Origin of the sequence: Bacteroides stercorirosoris (assembly GCF_900142015.1) — a bacterium.
Lineage (GTDB): Bacteria > Bacteroidota > Bacteroidia > Bacteroidales > Bacteroidaceae > Bacteroides > Bacteroides stercorirosoris.
On the sequence record NZ_FQZN01000033.1, the window covers coordinates 43,265 to 60,798 of the forward strand.

Consider the following 17,534-nt stretch of genomic DNA (forward strand, 5'->3'; position numbering starts at 1 on the left):
TCCATATTCCAGCAAGTTACAAAAAGTCAAGTACCCTTTTTCTTATTCGGAAAGGTTTTCCTACTTTTGTGACAAACATTACGAAACATGAAACTGAAAGATAAATTCACAGAACTGATGCATAATCAGGCTTTGAAGCGAAAACTATATGTCATCATATTCGAAGCTGACACACCTGCCGGGAAGCTATTCGATGTTACCCTGATCTGGTGCATATTGCTTAGCGTAGGACTTGTTATCCTGGAAAGCCTGCAAGGATTACCGGTATGGCTGAAAACTCCATTCATTGTTATGGAGTATTTACTGACCGCTTTCTTTACTTTCGAATATATCACCCGATTGTATTGTTCGCCTAAACCTTCCAAATATGCTTTCAGCGCTTTCGGAATCATTGACTTGCTGGCTACACTACCTCTTTATCTTGCTTTCCTGTTTCCCGGAGCACGCTATCTGCTTATTATACGGGCCTTCCGCCTGATACGGATATTCCGCGTTTTCAAGCTATTCCACTTCTGGATAGAGGGGCAAATGCTACTGACAGCACTACGAGACAGTAGCAAGAAAATCGCAGTTTTCTTTATGTTTGTGGTTATTCTGGTGATATCTATCGGAACACTGATGTACATGATTGAAGGAGGAAAACCCAATACACAGTTCAGCAATATTCCCAACAGTATTTATTGGGCCTGCGTCACCCTTACTACCGTAGGTTACGGAGATATAACTCCTGTCACCGCCCTGGGGAAATTCCTTTCGGGTTGTGTCATGCTGATAGGTTACACGATTATTGCGGTACCCACCGGAATTGTCTCCGTGTCGCTGATGAAAAGGCATGAAAAGAATGTGGCAAGAGAGTGTCCCAACTGTCACAGAAGAGGGCACGATGAGGGGGCACAATATTGCAAGTATTGCGGTTCATCACTCAATGAAATGAAGAATGAGAAATGAAGAATGAAGAATCTAGCTGCGCTGTAAAGGTACTCCGAAAGGAAATTCTTCATCCTTCATTCTTAATTCTTAATTCTTAATTTAAACAATATATAAAATGGAACAAAGTTTTGTTACTCAAAAAGAATTTACCCTACGTCCCCGTGCACGTGGTTTTCACCTGATAACGGATGAAATAATACGTAATCTGCCCCGATTGCCGCAAGCCGGAATCTTACATCTGTTCATCAAGCATACCAGTGCCGGGCTTAGCATCAATGAAAATGCTGATCCGGATGTCCAGACTGATATGGAGGCCATCTTCAACCACCTGGTGAAAGAACGGGAACCCTACTATATGCATACCTGCGAAGGAGATGACGACATGCCCGCCCATGCCAAATCGACCCTGACAGGCAATAGTCTGAGCATACCTATCACTGACGGCAGACTGAATATGGGTATCTGGCAAGGTATATACCTCTGTGAATTCCGCAATCGTGGCGGTGGAAGAAAAATAGTAGCAACCGTCATCGGACAATAGAATATATGAAAACTAACTACTAATACAGCAATAATGAAACGAGCCATTATCATAGGAGCCACCTCCGGCATAGGAGAAGAAGTAGCCCGGCTGCTGGTTCAGCAAGGCTGGCACATCGGCATTGCCGGAAGACGGGAAGAGGCCTTGAAGAACCTGCAAGCCACCGCCCTCAGGCAAATAGAAATCCAACGACTGGACGTGACGGAGACGGACGCCCCCACCCAACTGGAAACCCTTATCCGGAAACTGGGAGGCATGGATCTGTTCTTCCTGAGCTCCGGCATCGGCAGTCAGAACCCCGACCTGCTGCCCGAAATAGAACTGAACACCGCCCGCACCAATGTGGAAGGTTTTACCCGTATGGTAACCTCCGCCTTCAATTACTTCAAAGCACGGGGCGAAGGACATATTGCCGTCATCAGCTCCATTGCAGGCACCAAGGGATTGGGCATTGCCCCGGCTTACTCCGCAACAAAACGTTTCCAGAACACCTATATCGACGCCCTGGCACAACTCGCCCGGATGCAACACCTGAATATTCACTTCACGGATATACGCCCGGGCTTTGTAGCCACCGACCTGTTGAAAAGCGGTAAATTCCCCATGCTGATGCAAGCCGGACAAGTAGCGACGAGCATCGTCCGCGCACTGAACCGAAAGCAACGGGTAGTTGTTATAGATGGCAGATATCGGGTGCTCGTCTTCTTTTGGAGGATGATACCCCGGTGGTTATGGGAAAGATTACCTATAAAGAATTGAGCATCCTCACTTATAAAGAGCTCCGATTCCTTGCCCCATTCCCGCAAATATCGTATATTCGACCTCCAAATTAAACAACATTCCGAAAATGAAAAAGAACTCTATACACATCCTGATAGTCGCCTCAGTTGCCTTGTGTGCAGGCGCCGCACTCCCTTTCCTGCTGGGACATAGTACGCTGGACCCTGAACAGCAATCCGTTAAATCCGAAGTTCCCTATTGCGTCACCTCCCCTTCCGTACCGGATAAAATCAGCTTTGCCGGACAAGAAATTGATCTGACGCGTTACGACCACCGCGAGCGCATGGATCGCGAACAGATGTCGTTCACCTATATGCACTCCACCACCATGCTCACCATCAAACGTGCCAACCGCTTCTTTCCCATTATCGAACCGATACTGAAAGAAAACGGTGTGCCCGATGACTTCAAATATCTTGCCGTCATAGAAAGTAACCTGAACACCCTTGCCCGCAGTCCGGCAGGAGCCGCCGGAATGTGGCAGTTCATGCAGACCACCGGACGCGAATTCGGCCTTGAAGTCAATCCCAGCGTTGATGAACGTTATCATGTGGAAAAAGCAACCCGCGCGGCATGCAAGTATCTGAAAGATGCTTACCAGAGATATGGCAACTGGCTTTGTGTAGCCGCCGCCTACAATGGCGGACAGGGACGCATTTCTTCCGAACTGAGAAAGCAACTCGTAGACCAGGCCGTAGACCTCTGGCTGGTTGAGGAGACTTCCCGCTATATGTTCCGCCTGCTTGCCGCCAAAGCCGTCATCAGTAATCCGCAACGTTACGGTTTCCTGCTGAAACGGGAACAGCTTTATCCGGCCATTCCTTATACGGAGGTCACCGTTAATACGGGTATCGACAACCTGGCGCAGTTTGCCCGAGACAAGGGCGTCACCTATGCCCAACTGAAGGACGCCAATCCCTGGTTGCGCGACACCTCCCTGCAAAATAAAAGCGGGCGTACATACGTTCTTAAAATACCGACACAGGCGGGAATGCATTACGACCCGAAGCGGACGGTGCCCCATAATAAGAATTGGGTGATTGATTGATGTAGGTTTCGCCTCAATTAAAACAGCTTATCAACGCGAGGATAGATATTTGCATTTAAAACACATATAATTATTTACAAAACAAGAAGTTTGGAGATACAGTCGTAACCTCATCCCCATTCAGTCGGTAGGTGAATATGATTCAGTCGGTAGGTGAATGCCATTCAGTCGTTACTTCATTATGGGCTATATTAACGCTTCTGACTATCAACCAGTTATACGAATCGTATTTAGCAATAATAAATTAGAACAAAAAGGAGGTAATATGGCATTAAATTTTGATTTCGTACTCAGACTATTAGTTGCCGGCATTCTGGGCGCCATCATCGGGCTGGACCGTGAATACCGTGCCAAAGAAGCCGGATATCGCACTCATTTCCTGGTATCATTGGGCAGTGCCCTCATCATGATTGTTTCCCAATACGGCTTTCAGGACATTATTAAAGAAAACAGCGTCTCGCTGGACCCAAGCCGTGTGGCGGCACAGGTAGTCAGCGGCATCGGTTTCATCGGTGCAGGCACCATCATCCTGCAAAAACAGATTGTACGCGGACTGACCACTGCGGCAGGAATATGGGCCACCGCGGGCATCGGTCTGGCTGTTGGTGCCGGAATGTATGTAATCGGCATTGCCGCCACTCTATTGACTTTGGCAGGACTGGAGCTTCTCAGCATCCTGTTCAAAAGTGTAGGGATGAAAAGTTCCATGATAACCTTCTCCACTCCAAACAAGGACATCCTCAAAGAAGTTTCCGACCGGTTCAAATCCCGGAATTATATGCTGGTCTCCTACAAAATGGAAAGGCTCGGCTTCGGAGAAACGGAGAGATATATCGTGACTATGGTCATCAAATCCAAGCGGAGCAATGACGAAGGACACATGCTGTCGCTGATGCAGGAATGGCCGGACGTGACGGTGGAACAGATAGAATAGCTGCCGCATAGGATAGCTGCTGCCGTTATTGCTTCTCCGTCATGTGTTTCCAATAACGTACTGGCATATCTTGTTTATGTTTCCGCGGATTTAGCCGTTCTTTGATGCAGATGGCTTTAAAGTACGTCTTCCAGAGTTGCTGAAAGAGTTTTTCGTCCTTGTCCATCAGGCTTTCGTCCAGCATACCGGTAACAAGATGCCCCTCACGCGAACCTTCTTCAAATGTAACCTGACGTACTTCTTTCAAATCATAATAGAATCCGTAAGCCCGCTTGATGTCATATATCAGCCAGGGCTGGTCGGCAAAACGGTCTTTAAAGTGGTCGATGGCCAAAGGGAGGGCATTCTTTTCCGGTTCCACGGCAGCAAAGAAAGTGCCGTCGGCAGCTTTCTGAAAACGGATAAACTGGAGCATACGAAGACGTTCCCAATCCACCCGCTTCCACATACGTGAAAATTCCAGCACATCAGGGTCGGCAAAGTTCGTCTCAATGGAACGGGGAGCATCAATCGCCTTGCGGATATAGCGGAACAGCAACATCGGCGTTTCTGCTTCTTCCGCCAGCCAACACTGGGCAAGGCACGACAAAGCACCGGAAGAAAGTTTCTTTTGCAGGCCGCGCCACACGCGCTTCGCTTTTTCTTCTTCGGTGATTACCGTGAAGACTTCATCGTGAAACAGGGGCAACGGCTCTCCTTCCGGAAACAATGCGTCAGGAAAAACACGACGGGAATAGGCTTCAAAAACAGAAGTCAGCAAGCCTTCGAAAGTATTATCAAAAACAAATATAATCATGGCTGTTCTTTATTTGAACCGTATCTCTGTACCTCTACTCTGTGTTCAAATCACATATCATTAATCCTGAAAGTCGAGCAACAACTGCCTTTCATCCACTTTCTTCTTGTTCGGTTTTGTAATCAGCAAACTGCGCACAGCCTGCGGGGTCATTTCGTTCACCGTTTTCATGGGGAGTTCATGGCAAGTAATAAAGTACTGCGCTTTCTTCATGACCACCCCTATCTTCTTCAACTCATAAAAGCCCAATTTAGAAAAGCGGCGGGATGCCACAATCAGCCTTGCCGACTTTACTCCGACACCCGGAATACGCAACAGCATCTCATAATCCGCCCGATTAATATCTACCGGAAACTGCTCCGGGTGGCGTAGGGCCCACGACAGTTTAGGATCAATCTCCAAATCCAGGTCAGGATACGAGTCATCCACTATCTCCTCCACTTTGAACTGATAAAAGCGCATCAGCCAGTCTGCCTGATAAAGACGGTTTTCGCGCACCAGCGGTGGCTGCTTCAAAGCCGGTAAACGCGTATCATATGTATTCACAGAGATATAACCGGAATAATAAACACGTCTCATCGTAGGTCCTTTGTAAAGAGCGGATGAAAGGAAAAGAATATCTTTGTCCGTTTCTGCCGTAGCCCCTACAATCATCTGCGTGCTCTGTCCGGCAGGGGCAAAACGTGGTGCATGGCGGTGTTTCTTCCGTTCTTCCGAACTCTCCAGAACACCTTGCTGAATATAGCGCATCGGCGCATATACACTCTTATGGTCCTTCTCCGGAGCAAGAAGTTTCAGATTCTCTTCTTTCGGTATTTCTACATTGACGCTGAGACGGTCGGCGTATAGCCCCGCTTCATTCACCAGTTCACGGCTGGCGCCGGGAATACTTTTCAGATGGATATAGCCATTGAAACGATGGATGGTACGCAAATCTTTTGCCACGCGCACCAGGCGTTCCATTGTATAATCAGGATTTCGCACCACTCCACTGCTAAGGAACAATCCCTCTATATAATTACGGCGATAGAACTCCATCGTCAAATCGACAAGCTCACTCACCGTAAGCGTGGCACGCGGCAAATCGTTGGAGCGACGGTTGATGCAATAGGCACAATCGTAAATGCAATAGTTTGTCAGCATCACCTTCAATAGTGAAATGCAACGCCCGTCCTCAGCAAAACTGTGGCAAATGCCCCAGCCACCGACAGTATTCCCCAACATGCCGGGCTTGTTGGAACGCACAGTACCACTGGACGCGCACGAAACATCATATTTCGCTGATTCCGCCAGTATCTTCAGTTTATTAAGGACGTTTTCGTTCATTGCAGCTATTCTCTCAATTCCAAACAGATAGAATTACTTCGCCAAAAGTACAAATACATCTGCGAAAGAACAAATAAAACATGAAATTACACAGTCTGAATATTTATGCCTATCTTTGCCCAGGCAAAAAAGAACACAATGAATAAGAAAAGACCGGAAATAACGCTGCTAGAAGCCGTAAAAAAAAGCATTTGCAAAAGAGCTCTCTTCATGTACATCCTGCTCGACGGCTACAGAGCGTATCACGACATGGAAAGCGAAAGACATTTATCCATGACGAACATCAGTTACGAAGATGCCGAAAAGCTCTCGGACTCGCTACACAAAATTATGAATCTGGACTGTGAGACGAATGATTTTCTCTACGACAAGGAGGAGCACTTGAATGGTTCGATAGAAGCATACAACAAGCTGCAGGAACACCTCTCCAACTTCGACAATCGCCGACGAAAGGCCGCTCTGGCTTTCTACAAGCATATTTACCACAATTTCATTTCTATCCACTTCGCCTTAGGAGGCTGGATGACATATCCCGATATTCTAATTTCCTACCTGAGTTATGTCTGTGGAACAAGCTCCTGGCAAGAGCTGAAAGACAGCATTATCCAAATTGATATTTTCAAGCGGAAAAGAGAAGCGATAGATTCAATGTATTTCCGCAAAGACATACAAATGCTGGAAAAGCTTTTCTATGAAATATATGCAAAGCAGGCGAAAAGACTGACTAAGAAGTCGGACACTTCCGCGGAAATGCAATAGTGCCCCCTTCGATATAGAGCACAAAAAAGACCACCCCGACGGAGTAGTCTTTCAATTCTTTCAGTAAGCGTGCCTATTATTTAGCAGCTTCCAAAGATGCTTTACGGAAAGCTTTCATTGACTTTTCGATTTCCAAAGAAGCCTTACGTGCACGAGTACCGGCAGCTTTGTTACCATTTTCAATCTGAGCTTTTGCATCTTTCTCGAATGCTGCATACAATTCAGCAACTTTTTCAACTAATTCTTTCATAATCCTTTTCTTATTAATATTACTTCGTTAATAATGTCTGGCAAAAATACATTCTTTCTTGAAATAAATGCAGAAAAACGATATTTTTTTTGAAATAATCCGCAAAAATAGCACAAAAAAGCATCCTCTGGCGTTTTTTACCTACTTTTGCAGGCATGAAACCCCTTACAGATACGGAATACATACACTTGCTTATATCCGAAGGCGAGCACCAAAGGCAGGACTTTAAGTTTGAAATATCCGATGCCCGAAAGATAGCGAAAACGCTCTCCGCTTTTGCCAATACTGACGGTGGGCGGTTGCTCATCGGAGTGAAAGATAACGGAAAAATTGCCGGAGTGCGCTCCGATGAAGAACAATATATGATAGAGGCAGCCGCACAAATGTACTGCCAACCGGAAGTGGACTACACCATGCAGACTTTTCATGCAGAAGGACGCAGCGTATTGGTGGTGCAGATTGAACAAAGTCCGCAGAAACCCGTTTATGCCAAAGATGAGACCGGGAAGCTGTTGGCTTATCTGCGCATCAAAGACGAGAATATACTTGCTACGCCGGTGCACCTGCGGGTATGGCAGCAAAGTGGCAGCCCACGCGGTGAACTGATAACGTACACCGAACGCGAACAACTATTGCTTGATTTGTTGGAAGAAAATGACAGTTTATCGCTGAACCGATACTGTAAGTTGGCACATCTTTCACGACGTGCAGCAGAGCATTTGCTGGCTAAGTTCATCCGGTTCGAAATTGTGGAGCCGGTATTTGAGGGACATAAGTTTCATTTCAGGTTGAAGTAGTGACGAGGAGCTACAAGCTACAAGTTGCTGCGCTATACCTGTAGCTTGCAGCTCGTAACTAATAAATAACTATAAATAAGATGGGTATAATCAACTCTATAAATGAAATTCTCTGGACTTACATCCTCATTGCCTTACTGTTAGGATGCGCCCTTTGGTTCACCCTGAAAACCCGCTTCGTGCAGTTCCGCATGATAGGTGAAATGGTGCGTCTGCTGGGTGATTCGACAGGTACGAACGGGAAGCCCGGCGAGAAGCATATCTCTTCCTTCCAGGCATTTGCCATCTCCATTGCCAGCCGTGTGGGCACGGGCAACCTGGCGGGTGTGGCTACTGCCATTGCAGTGGGCGGACCGGGAGCGGTGTTCTGGATGTGGATCATCGCTTTATTCGGGGCTGCCAGCGCATTCGTGGAATCTACATTAGCTCAGTTGTATAAGGTGAAAGGTAAAGACTCTTTCATAGGCGGGCCTGCTTACTATATGCGGAAAGGATTGAAACAGCCCTGGATGGGAACCGTCTTCGCCATACTTATTACAATCACTTTCGGATTTGCCTTCAACTCCGTGCAAAGCAATACGCTATGTGCAGCTTTTGAACACGCTTTCGGTTTTGACCATGCCATTGTGGGAGGCATCATTACAATAGCCACACTGGTTATCATCTTCGGTGGTGTGCAACGCATTGCTAAAGTCAGTAGTATCATCGTCCCCGTCATGGCACTGGGATATATCGCACTGGCACTGATTATCGTAGCGATGAATATCACCGCGCTGCCAGCAGTCATTAAACTTATTGTCAGTCATGCCTTCGGCTGGCAACAGGCATTGGGAGGTGGTATAGGCATTGCATTGATGCAGGGCATCAAGAGGGGATTATTCAGTAATGAAGCCGGTATGGGTTCCGCACCGAACGTAGCGGCAACGGCACACGTCACGCATCCCGTAAAACAAGGATTGATACAGACATTAGGCGTCTTCACCGATACCTTAATCATATGTACCTGCACTGCATTCATCATTTTGTTCAGCGGCGCGCCTCTGGATGGCTCCACCAATGGAGTACAGCTTACGCAACAGGCTTTGACGAATGAAATCGGTTCAGCCGGAAGCATCTTTGTTGCTGTCGCCCTGTTCTTCTTTGCTTTCAGCAGCATCTTGGGCAATTATTATTATGGAGAAGCCAATGTACGGTATCTTACCCGTCACAAATGGATATTGAACATATATCGGGTGCTGGTAGGCGGCATGGTGTTGTTCGGTGCCCTCGCCACATTGGATGTAGCTTGGAGCCTGGCAGACGTCACCATGGGATTGATGGCTCTCTGCAACCTGATTGCTATCAGCCTCCTCGGCAAATACGCTTTCAAGCTACTGGAGGACTACCGCACTCAGAAACGTGCTGGCATCAAAGACCCTGTTTTTACCAAAGATCGGCTGAAAGATGTAGAAAATGACATAGAATGCTGGTAAGAAGATTGATGATTTATAAATTATGAATTATACAATTGTTGGTGTAAATCAACTTATTTCGTACTTTTGCAACCAAAATTGCCCCGGCAATCATTATCAGAAATCATAAATTATAAATCATATGGGTATATTTGCCAAATTATTTAAAAAGAATACAGAAGGAGCTTCTTCTAAAAACGTGGAAGATTTCGTGTCGCTGACACGTGTTTACTTCCAGTCCGTAATTGCCGCCAACCTGGGCATTACGAATATCCGTTTCGTGCCGGATGTAGCCAACTTCAAACGCCTGTTCAAGATACCTACACAGGGCGGACGACTGGGACAAGCCGAGAAAACCGCTTCACGCAAGATGCTGATGCAGGATTACGGTCTGAGTGAAGGTTTCTTTAAAGAAATTGATGCTTCCGTAAAGAAGCATTGCCGTACACAGAATGACGTACAGGCTTATCTGTTTATGTATCAGGGCTTCTCGCAAGACTTGATGATGCTGATGGGCAACCTGATGCAGTGGAAATTCCGCGTACCTTCTTTCTTTAAAGGTGCGTTGCGCAGCATGACGGAAAAGACCGTACATGACATTTGTACCAAAACCGTATGGGAAAAGGACGATGTGCACAAGACAGCGATGGCAGTCCGCCAGTATAAAGAGCGTCTGGGATATTCCGAACAATGGATGACGGAATATGTGTACAACGTGGTGCTGCTGGCTAAAAAAGAGCCGAAAAGCAAAGCTACGGAAGAGAAATAAACCTGAAATACAGACAGAGTAAAAACTGTCAACGAAAGAAAAAACTTCCTAAAGAAACTACAGGAAGATAAGGCGAGAGATATTTTCCTCGCCTTTTTTTGTTATTTTTATGCATCTTTATTTGTTCGGAGGAACAAAAACATTCTATGTGAAGAAACTGTTGTAGAATAATAAATGATAATTTAGCGGCGTGCATTTCCTAAGCCTATAAGGCTTTTATCTTACAGCCCAGGGTAACACCCTGGGTAATGGATGATCCCACAATTTTACGCCCTGTAAGGGCAAAAGCCCATGTGGGCTGTTATGCCCTTACAGGGCGCAAAGAGAAACACATGGCAATCCCCCAGGGCGTTGCCCTGGGCTATAAGATAAAAGGCTTTCAGCCTACCAGGTACTATCATGTCAATGAGTATGCCGAAAGGAAACCTTGATCCAGCGCTACGCCGCTAAATTATCATTTAAAGAACAACCCGGAACAATAGACAAACTCAGTATTAATCTCTAAAAAACAATTGCTTATGAAACAAAAGAAAATGCTTGCACTCACTTTATCTCAGTTAAAACAACTTTATCGAAATGAACTTCCGGAAATTGTACGCATCGCCGAACAGAGCGACGGTACGGAAAGCTTCAAGCAAGGTCTTTCGGAATTCATCACAGGTCAGACTGATGCAGAGAATGAGGCTGCCAGGCAAATTCGACTTCTGATTGAATATGACGGCCAGGAAGTCCATGAACTTTCCACCGATGAACAAATGACTGTTTCTACTCTGTCACTGCTATACGAATTTCTCACCGGAGATTTGGAAGAAGATGTAGAGACTGACGTGTTCCTGGATATTTTCCAGCAATTCAAACGATTACAGTTCCTCGCCACCCCACTCCCACCTCCCCAACGCGTCAAAGCATGGACCGAGCGCTGGCCCAGCGGACTGAACGAAGACGTGCAACTCATCCGCGCCAAAAACAAAGAACGCATTCTGCACGCATTGATACAAAAGATAGAACACCGGAAAAACACCGTTTCCCGTTACCACTTTGAAGAAGGCATCAGCTACGAGGAAAAATTCCATCTTGTTGAAGAATGGTGGAACGATTTCCGTTTCCACCTCGCCATGGCAGCCAAAAGCCCTACGGAACTGAACCGTTTCCTGGGTAATTCACTTTCTGCCGAAACGATGTATCTGCTTTCCCGTGCCCGTAAGAAGGGAATGCCCTTCTTCGTCACGCCTTACTATCTGTCTCTGCTGAATCCGCGCAACGAAGGATACAACGACGATGCTCTGCGCAGCTACATCCTTTATTCTCCCCAACTGGTGGAGACTTACGGGCAAATCCGTGCCTGGGAACGCGAAGATATAGTAGAGGCTGGCAAACCGAACGCTGCCGGCTGGCTCCTGCCCGACGGGCATAATATTCACCGCCGCTATCCGGAAGTGGCAATCCTCATCCCCGACACTATGGGACGCGCCTGCGGAGGACTTTGTGCTTCCTGCCAGCGCATGTATGATTTCCAAAGCAAACGACTTAATTTTGAGTTCGACAGCTTACGCCCCAAAGAAACATGGGAAAAGAAATTGCGCCGACTGATGACTTACTTTGAGGAAGACACGCAGCTACGTGATATTCTGATTACAGGCGGAGACGCACTCATGAGCCAGAACAAGACTTTAGCTACCATTCTGGAAGCTGTTTACCGTATGGCTGCCCGCAAGCGGAAAGCCAACCAGGAACGCCCGGAAGGAGAAAAATACGCCGAACTGCAACGTATCCGGCTCGGTTCACGTCTGCCTGCATATCTGCCCATGCGTATCAATGATGGATTAGTAGAAATTCTGCGGACTTTCAAGGAGAAAGCTTCCGTCATCGGTATCCGCCAGTTTATCATTCAGACGCATTTCCAGACACCACTGGAAGTAACGCCCGAAGTAAAAGAAGGTATTCGTAAATTACTGTCGGCTGGCTGGCTGATAACCAATCAGTTGGTGTACAACGTAGCCGCTTCACGTCGCGGACACACCACTCGCCTGCGCCAGGTACTCAATGAACTGGGAGTTGTTTGCTACTACACATTCTCCGTAAAAGGCTTTGAAGAGAACAATGCCGTCTTCACCCCCAACAGTCGTTCCATGCAGGAACAACGGGAAGAAAAGCGTTTCGGAAAACTGAATAAGGAAGATGCATTCAACTTATCCGCATCGCTCGAAACAGCACTCGACCCTGCGGCTTGCATCCGCCAGTTCCTGAAAATTCATCATCTTCCGTTTCTTGCCACAGACCGCAGTGTACTAAACCTGCCTGCCATTGGCAAGAGCATGACTTTCAATCTGGTAGGAATAACCGAAGAAGGTAAACGCATCCTCCGCTTCGACCATGACGGAACGCGTCGGCACAGCCCGATTATCAACCAGTTGGGACAAGTTTATATCGTAGAGAATAAGTCCATCGCTGCCTATCTGCGACAATTGCGTGCCATGGGAGAAGACGTGGAAGATTATGCCAGCATCTGGAATTACACCGAAGGTAAAACCGAATCACGATTCAGCTTGTATGAGTATCCGGACTTCCCTTTCCGCATCACGGAAGAAATGAGTAATCTGGAAATAGCGGAATAATTTCCGGAAATAATCTGTACTTTTGCAGTCCGATTATTTTTCCCTACTGGCAAAATATTTTTCTCCAGTTGGGAAAATAATTATTTCTTTCTCTGTCGGATCATCATTTAAAAGATTATAAGAATGGAAATTGAACAACACCCTTTAGAACCTTTCCTTCCCGCCAATGCCCGTTTGCTGATGCTGGGAAGCTTTCCGCCTCAAAAAAAGCGGTGGTCAATGGAGTTTTACTATCCGAACTGGAACAACGATATGTGGCGAATTGTAGGGCTTCTCTTCTTCAATGACAAAACCTACTTTCTGAACGAAGCGGCAAAAGCTTTCGACAAAAAGCGCATCATCCGCTTTCTTCAGGAAAAAGGGATCGCCCTGTTCGATACAGCTACTGCCATACGCCGGTTGCAGGACAATGCATCCGATAAATTTCTTGAAGTCGTAGAGCCTACGGACATTGAGGCGATGCTTCGCCGATTACCGGAATGCAAGGCGATTGTCACTACAGGTGAGAAAGCAACGGAAACTTTATGCACCCAGTTTTCTCTTGAAAAGCCCAAGGTAGGAGATTTTGCAGAGTTCGTTTTTGATGGAAAGCCGATGCGCCTCTACCGAATGCCCTCTTCTTCGCGCGCTTATCCGCTTGCCTTAGAAAAAAAAGCAGCGGCCTACCGCATTATGTATCAGGACTTACAGATGTTGTAACAGGGAGGACCGTTAAAATAATTGCGTAGACTTCTTGCAAATTTGAAACTTTACATTACCTTTGCAGCCGCAAACACGGGAGTAGCTCAGTTGGTAGAGCACTGGTCTCCAAAACCAGGTGTCGGGAGTTCGAGCCTCTCCTCCCGTGCAACAATAAACCGATATAAATCATTGATTTATGTCGGTTTTACCTATTTAAGTCGGACGAAAGTCGGACAATTTGAAATTTGAATTGTTAAACATCATACGTTTTCATACCTGAAAAACGTATAAAAAAAATGTTTTCCAGACAAAGAAAAGGCTCTCCGTTAGCCGCAATAGTTAGCTACACTCTCCCCAAGTTACACACCGGAAAGAATTGGTATGTGGATTTCACCTGTTATGATCCTGCCGAACAAAAGATGAAACGGAAAAAGTATATGCTTGACGGCATTGCTAAAGTAACGGAACGCCGAAAAATGGCAGCGGACATCATCACCAGTGTAACACAACGTCTACGTTCCGGATGGAATCCCTGGGCTGAATTGTCTAATTCGAGACAATACGCCAAAGTGGATGACGTGATTAATATATACGTCAAATACCTGAAGAAGCTACATGCAGCCGGAAGTATCAAAGACAGTACTCTTGTTGACTACAATAAAAGGCTACATGTATTGTGCGATTACATGCAAAACCACACATTACCTATTATGTATATCTATCAGTTCAATTTGTCCTACATCAGTGATTTCCTGGACTACCTCCTACTCGACCGTGATTCAAGCGCCCGGACTCGAAACAATTATAAAATATGGCTATCATCATTCTGCTCCTGGTTGGTTGAGAAACAATACATGGATGCTAATCCATGTGAACGTATCAAAACACTCAAAGAAGAAGATAAGAAACGTTCTGCCATATCATCAGAAGACTTGCAGCGTATAAACCGATACCTGAATAAAAACAACCCCTATTTCCTTCTTGTCTGCCGAATGGAGTACTACACCTTTATCCGCCCAGAAGAATTGACGAACATACGGCTACGGGATATCAATCTGAAGGAACAGAAAATCTTTGTTGCATCGAGCATATCCAAGAACCGCCGTGACGGAATGGTCGGTCTCAACGATGAAATTGTCAGGCAAATGATAGATTTAAAGATATTCGATAACGACTCAAACGACTATCTTTTCAGTACTGGTTTCAAACCTGGTAAGAAGAAAATCACTACACGGGTACTACGGGATCACTTCTATAAAGTTCGTACAGCTTTGAAACTGCCCAAAACATATATGTTCTACAGTCTGAAGGACTCCGGTATCCGTGATCTGGCAAACGCTGCCGGTATAGTGGTTGCCCGTGATCAAGCTCGCCATGCTGATATATCAACCACCAATAAGTATCTGCAAGGAAGTTCATTAACAGTACATGAAGAAACCAAGCATTTTGAAGGTCACTTATAAAGAAAGCCCCTATCCTCACGGACAAGAGCCTCCAAAAAAAATGTAAAAAAAATGTTTCGTTTATATTTTATGCCTTCTCGTACAGCACCCAATATGGCTGTCCTGCCAAATATTCCACACGATAGCCAGCATCACTGAGTTGTTTGGCCAATTCCGCCGGACGGACAGCAATGATATTGGATATATCGTACACCAATTCCGCAGAAGTCTTGTAACACTTCTGCGAAGTAGTACCAATAGGCGAATAGTTATGGCCGATAAATTCGGCTATAGCTTTCTGCCGTTCTGCCTGTTCTCTCTTCAGTTCATCTTCTTCGGGATCCTGAGCATCATCATTGTATGCCCGAAAGCCTATTTTTCTACGATTATTCATGGCTGCTCTCCTCCTCTTTTAAGAAATTGGTAAGGAACTGGTTAAACCGCATCAGTTCTTCATAACTGATCTCATTAATCTCACCATCACAATTACGAGCATAAACGTGATATCTAACATTCTTAGTGCCTTCGCTACCTGTATCTACAGTTTTGGTGATAAAGAACTCATCATTCATACTCACCTCCTTTCTGCTCCAGTACATTAGCCTTCTCGCTAAATTGATAAACGGAACGAACCTTGCAAATATCGAGAAAGAACACAAGATCCGGACATCCGCCACTTATAACACGAGCCTCTATACGCGTGGTGCGACTCCCATCAAGAGGACTGGCAGAATATTGTATGCGCTTCAGTTTGGGATGATCCGCATTGATCCGGTTAATTACGTCACATAATTCATGCTTGAGCGCATTCAGGGAAAGTTCATCTTTAATAAGAACGTACTCGTACTTATTTACGTAATCGATCACCTTTTTCCATGCCCGGTTTTTCGGAGCGTATGTCTGTAAATGGTAAACAAAGAACATCATGCTTTACCTCCTTTCTCATTAAAGGTGATGTTGACTGTCCCACCATTGACATAGATGGAAATGGATTTCTCACTTTGTGTTGCACGGATACGTTTACGTCCGGCACACAAATCAATGCCCAGCTGGGCAAATACTTGCTGGATTTTCTCCGCGGATACATAGCGTTCGCGGGCGCTTTGGGGTTGTTTTTTCATTTTGTTGAGCAATTAAATGAAACAATATATTGGTTAAAAAGACGGGAAAGTAGCACTTTTTGTACTTAAAAGAAGTAAGAATAACCTATTTAAAAAAGAAAGTTCCGCTTTCCCGTTGCTCAACACCTGAAACAGGCTGGGAGGCCATTAAGCACATCCACACGGGGGTCGGAACTATATAGATAACCAATGGGCATAAAAAATGCCAACGGCAATCGGTTGGCGAACTACTCGTCGCCTGTTTCAAATGTTGAGCACTGCAAAGATGCAGGTTTCTTTTGAAACAGCAAAAGAAAAGCGGAGATTTTTTTGTTTCTCCGCTTTCAGCCATATTATCGTTATTATTCTAATGGAATAAACTCGTTTGTCTCATAATTAACGATTTGCCTATCAATAAAACTGGCATAAGCCACTTTATCCGCGAGGCCTTTCTCTGTATAAAATTGAATTTGCGATTGATTATAAAAGTATTTTTTCCATGCCTGGCGCAATTGCGAAACATTCAATTTTTGAGAGGTTAAAACACGTGTGCCATTAGAGTAAGCTTCTAATATCTGCAAAGATATGCCATCTATTTTTCCTATTATCCGTCGTGCAGTAGAGACCTGAGCATTTATCTTACCTGCATCAGTTTTACGAATAGCCATCCCTTCCAAGCTGTATCTCTTAGTTCTATCTGCAATTCTTCCACTTACATTTATTTTCAGGTTAACAATGCCATTGGCATTATATGCAGCCAGTTGCTTCAATACTTCATTATACAAAGCATCCAAGGATGGTTCTACATAGGTCTTATTTATCCACCCACCATCACTTATCGCGTATAAGCTGCCTATTGTCTCATAATCAAAACTCACAGAATTAGATTCTGTTACGAAGACTCCTTTTGATGTCAACGGTGAATAATCAAAGACTCCCGCAAAGGCATATGGAGCCGGTAGTGGTGGTGATGGTAATGTAACACAAGATACTAAATTCAAGCTTAGTATAGCCAATGTAAAGATTAAAGTAAATAGTTGTTTCATATTCAATATTTTATAATGCCTAAACTAATTCTTTATACCGTACTCGATCGGAATCGCCCAGAGCCTGTTCAACTACAGATTACACGATATAAGGAATTAGATCATTAGGTTTGCTTTGAACTCTAAATTCAAGATAAGTAATCTCGACAAAAAGAAAAAAGGATGTGTCTTTCGTGAAGTGCCCCCCGAAAGTTGGACGTTAAATTATAACTTTATAAATTCTCTTCATAATGAGCTCGGTATTGTACCGGGCTCATTCCATTTAGCTT

General features: G+C 45.3%; 21 protein-coding genes and 1 tRNA gene. 14 read left to right on the top strand and 8 right to left on the bottom strand.

Going from position 1 to position 17,534, the window contains the following annotated elements; translation table 11 throughout:
* The first annotated feature begins 87 nt into the window (after positions 1–87).
* The 5 genes from BUC01_RS20065 to BUC01_RS20085 all read left to right on the top strand — a co-directional run bounded on the left by BUC01_RS20065 (position 88) and on the right by BUC01_RS20085 (position 4,233).
* On the top strand, positions 88–948 hold the full coding sequence (locus BUC01_RS20065) for an ion transporter (protein WP_025832897.1): 861 nt from the start codon (positions 88–90) through the stop codon (positions 946–948).
* Positions 949–1,045: 97 nt separating this feature from the next.
* Complete coding sequence (locus tag BUC01_RS20070; protein ID WP_007215748.1) at positions 1,046–1,471, top strand: secondary thiamine-phosphate synthase enzyme YjbQ; 426 nt, start codon at positions 1,046–1,048, stop codon at positions 1,469–1,471.
* Positions 1,472–1,504: 33 nt separating this feature from the next.
* The gene (locus BUC01_RS20075; RefSeq protein WP_025832901.1) at positions 1,505–2,230 is read left to right on the top strand and encodes an SDR family NAD(P)-dependent oxidoreductase; all 726 of its coding nucleotides are present in this window, start codon (positions 1,505–1,507) and stop codon (positions 2,228–2,230) included.
* Positions 2,231–2,318: 88 nt separating this feature from the next.
* Complete coding sequence (locus BUC01_RS20080; protein ID WP_025832902.1) at positions 2,319–3,299, top strand: lytic transglycosylase domain-containing protein; 981 nt, start codon at positions 2,319–2,321, stop codon at positions 3,297–3,299.
* 265 nt (positions 3,300–3,564) lie between these two features.
* Positions 3,565–4,233 carry an MgtC/SapB family protein gene (locus BUC01_RS20085; RefSeq protein WP_025832905.1) on the top strand — a complete coding sequence of 223 codons (669 nt, stop codon included), beginning with the start codon at positions 3,565–3,567 and terminating at the stop codon, positions 4,231–4,233.
* Positions 4,234–4,258: 25 nt separating this feature from the next.
* On the opposite strand, the gene BUC01_RS20090 is transcribed toward BUC01_RS20085, so the two are convergent.
* Together BUC01_RS20090 and BUC01_RS20095 are read right to left on the bottom strand one after the other, a co-directional pair.
* Positions 4,259–5,029, bottom strand: coding sequence for a TIGR03915 family putative DNA repair protein (locus tag BUC01_RS20090; protein ID WP_025832907.1), 771 nt, complete (start codon positions 5,027–5,029; stop codon positions 4,259–4,261).
* 60 nt (positions 5,030–5,089) lie between these two features.
* A complete protein-coding gene (locus BUC01_RS20095) occupies positions 5,090–6,355 on the bottom strand; it encodes a putative DNA modification/repair radical SAM protein (RefSeq protein ID WP_025832909.1) in 1,266 nt (421 codons plus the stop codon).
* 138 nt (positions 6,356–6,493) lie between these two features.
* Between BUC01_RS20095 and BUC01_RS20100 the strand changes: the two genes are divergently transcribed.
* On the top strand, positions 6,494–7,114 hold the full coding sequence (locus tag BUC01_RS20100; protein WP_139261898.1) for a hypothetical protein: 621 nt from the start codon (positions 6,494–6,496) through the stop codon (positions 7,112–7,114).
* Positions 7,115–7,190: 76 nt separating this feature from the next.
* Here BUC01_RS20100 and BUC01_RS20105 read toward each other — a convergent pair whose 3' ends face one another.
* On the bottom strand, positions 7,191–7,364 hold the full coding sequence (locus tag BUC01_RS20105; RefSeq protein ID WP_007213067.1) for a histone H1: 174 nt from the start codon (positions 7,362–7,364) through the stop codon (positions 7,191–7,193).
* A gap of 155 nt (positions 7,365–7,519) precedes the next feature.
* Here BUC01_RS20105 and BUC01_RS20110 point away from each other — a divergent pair, with 155 nt between their 5' ends.
* The 8 genes from BUC01_RS20110 to BUC01_RS20145 all read left to right on the top strand — a co-directional run bounded on the left by BUC01_RS20110 (position 7,520) and on the right by BUC01_RS20145 (position 15,140).
* Positions 7,520–8,161 carry an AlbA family DNA-binding domain-containing protein gene (locus BUC01_RS20110; protein WP_025832915.1) on the top strand — a complete coding sequence of 214 codons (642 nt, stop codon included), beginning with the start codon at positions 7,520–7,522 and terminating at the stop codon, positions 8,159–8,161.
* Between the two features lie 80 nt (positions 8,162–8,241).
* Entirely contained in the window at positions 8,242–9,633 is a 1,392-nt protein-coding gene (locus tag BUC01_RS20115; RefSeq protein ID WP_025832917.1) for an alanine/glycine:cation symporter family protein, read from the top strand.
* A 121-nt stretch (positions 9,634–9,754) separates the two neighbouring features.
* Positions 9,755–10,381, top strand: coding sequence for a hypothetical protein (locus BUC01_RS20120; protein WP_025832918.1), 627 nt, complete (start codon positions 9,755–9,757; stop codon positions 10,379–10,381).
* Positions 10,382–10,629: 248 nt separating this feature from the next.
* Positions 10,630–10,812 (top strand): hypothetical protein, encoded by a 183-nt coding sequence (locus tag BUC01_RS20125; protein ID WP_073314648.1) that lies wholly within the window; start codon positions 10,630–10,632, stop codon positions 10,810–10,812.
* Between the two features lie 87 nt (positions 10,813–10,899).
* Positions 10,900–12,996 (top strand): KamA family radical SAM protein, encoded by a 2,097-nt coding sequence (locus tag BUC01_RS20130; RefSeq protein ID WP_073314650.1) that lies wholly within the window; start codon positions 10,900–10,902, stop codon positions 12,994–12,996.
* Positions 12,997–13,119: 123 nt separating this feature from the next.
* Complete coding sequence (locus BUC01_RS20135; RefSeq protein WP_034524829.1) at positions 13,120–13,695, top strand: uracil-DNA glycosylase family protein; 576 nt, start codon at positions 13,120–13,122, stop codon at positions 13,693–13,695.
* Positions 13,696–13,770: 75 nt separating this feature from the next.
* Positions 13,771–13,843 (top strand) — tRNA-Trp (locus BUC01_RS20140).
* 130 nt (positions 13,844–13,973) lie between these two features.
* The gene (locus tag BUC01_RS20145) at positions 13,974–15,140 is read left to right on the top strand and encodes a tyrosine-type recombinase/integrase (protein ID WP_073314652.1); all 1,167 of its coding nucleotides are present in this window, start codon (positions 13,974–13,976) and stop codon (positions 15,138–15,140) included.
* 67 nt (positions 15,141–15,207) lie between these two features.
* Here the strand turns inward: BUC01_RS20145 and BUC01_RS20150 are convergent, their stop codons facing one another.
* The 5 genes from BUC01_RS20150 to BUC01_RS20170 form a co-directional block, all read right to left on the bottom strand.
* Positions 15,208–15,513, bottom strand: a complete 306-nt coding sequence (locus BUC01_RS20150; protein WP_025835945.1) for a hypothetical protein — start codon at positions 15,511–15,513, stop codon at positions 15,208–15,210.
* Positions 15,506–15,691, bottom strand: a complete 186-nt coding sequence (locus BUC01_RS20155) for a hypothetical protein (protein WP_025835944.1) — start codon at positions 15,689–15,691, stop codon at positions 15,506–15,508. Before BUC01_RS20155 ends, BUC01_RS20150 begins: the two co-directional genes overlap by 8 nt.
* Positions 15,684–16,046, bottom strand: coding sequence for a hypothetical protein (locus BUC01_RS20160; RefSeq protein WP_025835943.1), 363 nt, complete (start codon positions 16,044–16,046; stop codon positions 15,684–15,686). Before BUC01_RS20160 ends, BUC01_RS20155 begins: the two co-directional genes overlap by 8 nt.
* Positions 16,043–16,240, bottom strand: coding sequence for a hypothetical protein (locus BUC01_RS20165; RefSeq protein WP_243462801.1), 198 nt, complete (start codon positions 16,238–16,240; stop codon positions 16,043–16,045). The genes BUC01_RS20160 and BUC01_RS20165 overlap by 4 nt, the downstream gene beginning before the upstream one ends.
* A gap of 341 nt (positions 16,241–16,581) precedes the next feature.
* The gene (locus BUC01_RS20170) at positions 16,582–17,265 is read right to left on the bottom strand and encodes a hypothetical protein (protein ID WP_139261900.1); all 684 of its coding nucleotides are present in this window, start codon (positions 17,263–17,265) and stop codon (positions 16,582–16,584) included.
* Between the last annotated feature and the right edge of the window lie 269 nt (positions 17,266–17,534).

Coding starts and splice junctions, on each gene's coding strand:
- BUC01_RS20065 (WP_025832897.1), top strand. CDS start 88: ATGAAACTGAAAGATAAATTCACAGAACTGATGCATAATCAGGCTTTG.
- BUC01_RS20070 (WP_007215748.1), top strand. CDS start 1,046: ATGGAACAAAGTTTTGTTACTCAAAAAGAATTTACCCTACGTCCCCGT.
- BUC01_RS20075 (WP_025832901.1), top strand. CDS start 1,505: ATGAAACGAGCCATTATCATAGGAGCCACCTCCGGCATAGGAGAAGAA.
- BUC01_RS20080 (WP_025832902.1), top strand. CDS start 2,319: ATGAAAAAGAACTCTATACACATCCTGATAGTCGCCTCAGTTGCCTTG.
- BUC01_RS20085 (WP_025832905.1), top strand. CDS start 3,565: ATGGCATTAAATTTTGATTTCGTACTCAGACTATTAGTTGCCGGCATT.
- BUC01_RS20090 (WP_025832907.1), bottom strand. CDS start 5,029: ATGATTATATTTGTTTTTGATAATACTTTCGAAGGCTTGCTGACTTCT.
- BUC01_RS20095 (WP_025832909.1), bottom strand. CDS start 6,355: ATGAACGAAAACGTCCTTAATAAACTGAAGATACTGGCGGAATCAGCG.
- BUC01_RS20100 (WP_139261898.1), top strand. CDS start 6,494: ATGAATAAGAAAAGACCGGAAATAACGCTGCTAGAAGCCGTAAAAAAA.
- BUC01_RS20105 (WP_007213067.1), bottom strand. CDS start 7,364: ATGAAAGAATTAGTTGAAAAAGTTGCTGAATTGTATGCAGCATTCGAG.
- BUC01_RS20110 (WP_025832915.1), top strand. CDS start 7,520: ATGAAACCCCTTACAGATACGGAATACATACACTTGCTTATATCCGAA.
- BUC01_RS20115 (WP_025832917.1), top strand. CDS start 8,242: ATGGGTATAATCAACTCTATAAATGAAATTCTCTGGACTTACATCCTC.
- BUC01_RS20120 (WP_025832918.1), top strand. CDS start 9,755: ATGGGTATATTTGCCAAATTATTTAAAAAGAATACAGAAGGAGCTTCT.
- BUC01_RS20125 (WP_073314648.1), top strand. CDS start 10,630: ATGGATGATCCCACAATTTTACGCCCTGTAAGGGCAAAAGCCCATGTG.
- BUC01_RS20130 (WP_073314650.1), top strand. CDS start 10,900: ATGAAACAAAAGAAAATGCTTGCACTCACTTTATCTCAGTTAAAACAA.
- BUC01_RS20135 (WP_034524829.1), top strand. CDS start 13,120: ATGGAAATTGAACAACACCCTTTAGAACCTTTCCTTCCCGCCAATGCC.
- BUC01_RS20145 (WP_073314652.1), top strand. CDS start 13,974: ATGTTTTCCAGACAAAGAAAAGGCTCTCCGTTAGCCGCAATAGTTAGC.
- BUC01_RS20150 (WP_025835945.1), bottom strand. CDS start 15,513: ATGAATAATCGTAGAAAAATAGGCTTTCGGGCATACAATGATGATGCT.
- BUC01_RS20155 (WP_025835944.1), bottom strand. CDS start 15,691: ATGAATGATGAGTTCTTTATCACCAAAACTGTAGATACAGGTAGCGAA.
- BUC01_RS20160 (WP_025835943.1), bottom strand. CDS start 16,046: ATGATGTTCTTTGTTTACCATTTACAGACATACGCTCCGAAAAACCGG.
- BUC01_RS20165 (WP_243462801.1), bottom strand. CDS start 16,240: ATGAAAAAACAACCCCAAAGCGCCCGCGAACGCTATGTATCCGCGGAG.
- BUC01_RS20170 (WP_139261900.1), bottom strand. CDS start 17,265: ATGAAACAACTATTTACTTTAATCTTTACATTGGCTATACTAAGCTTG.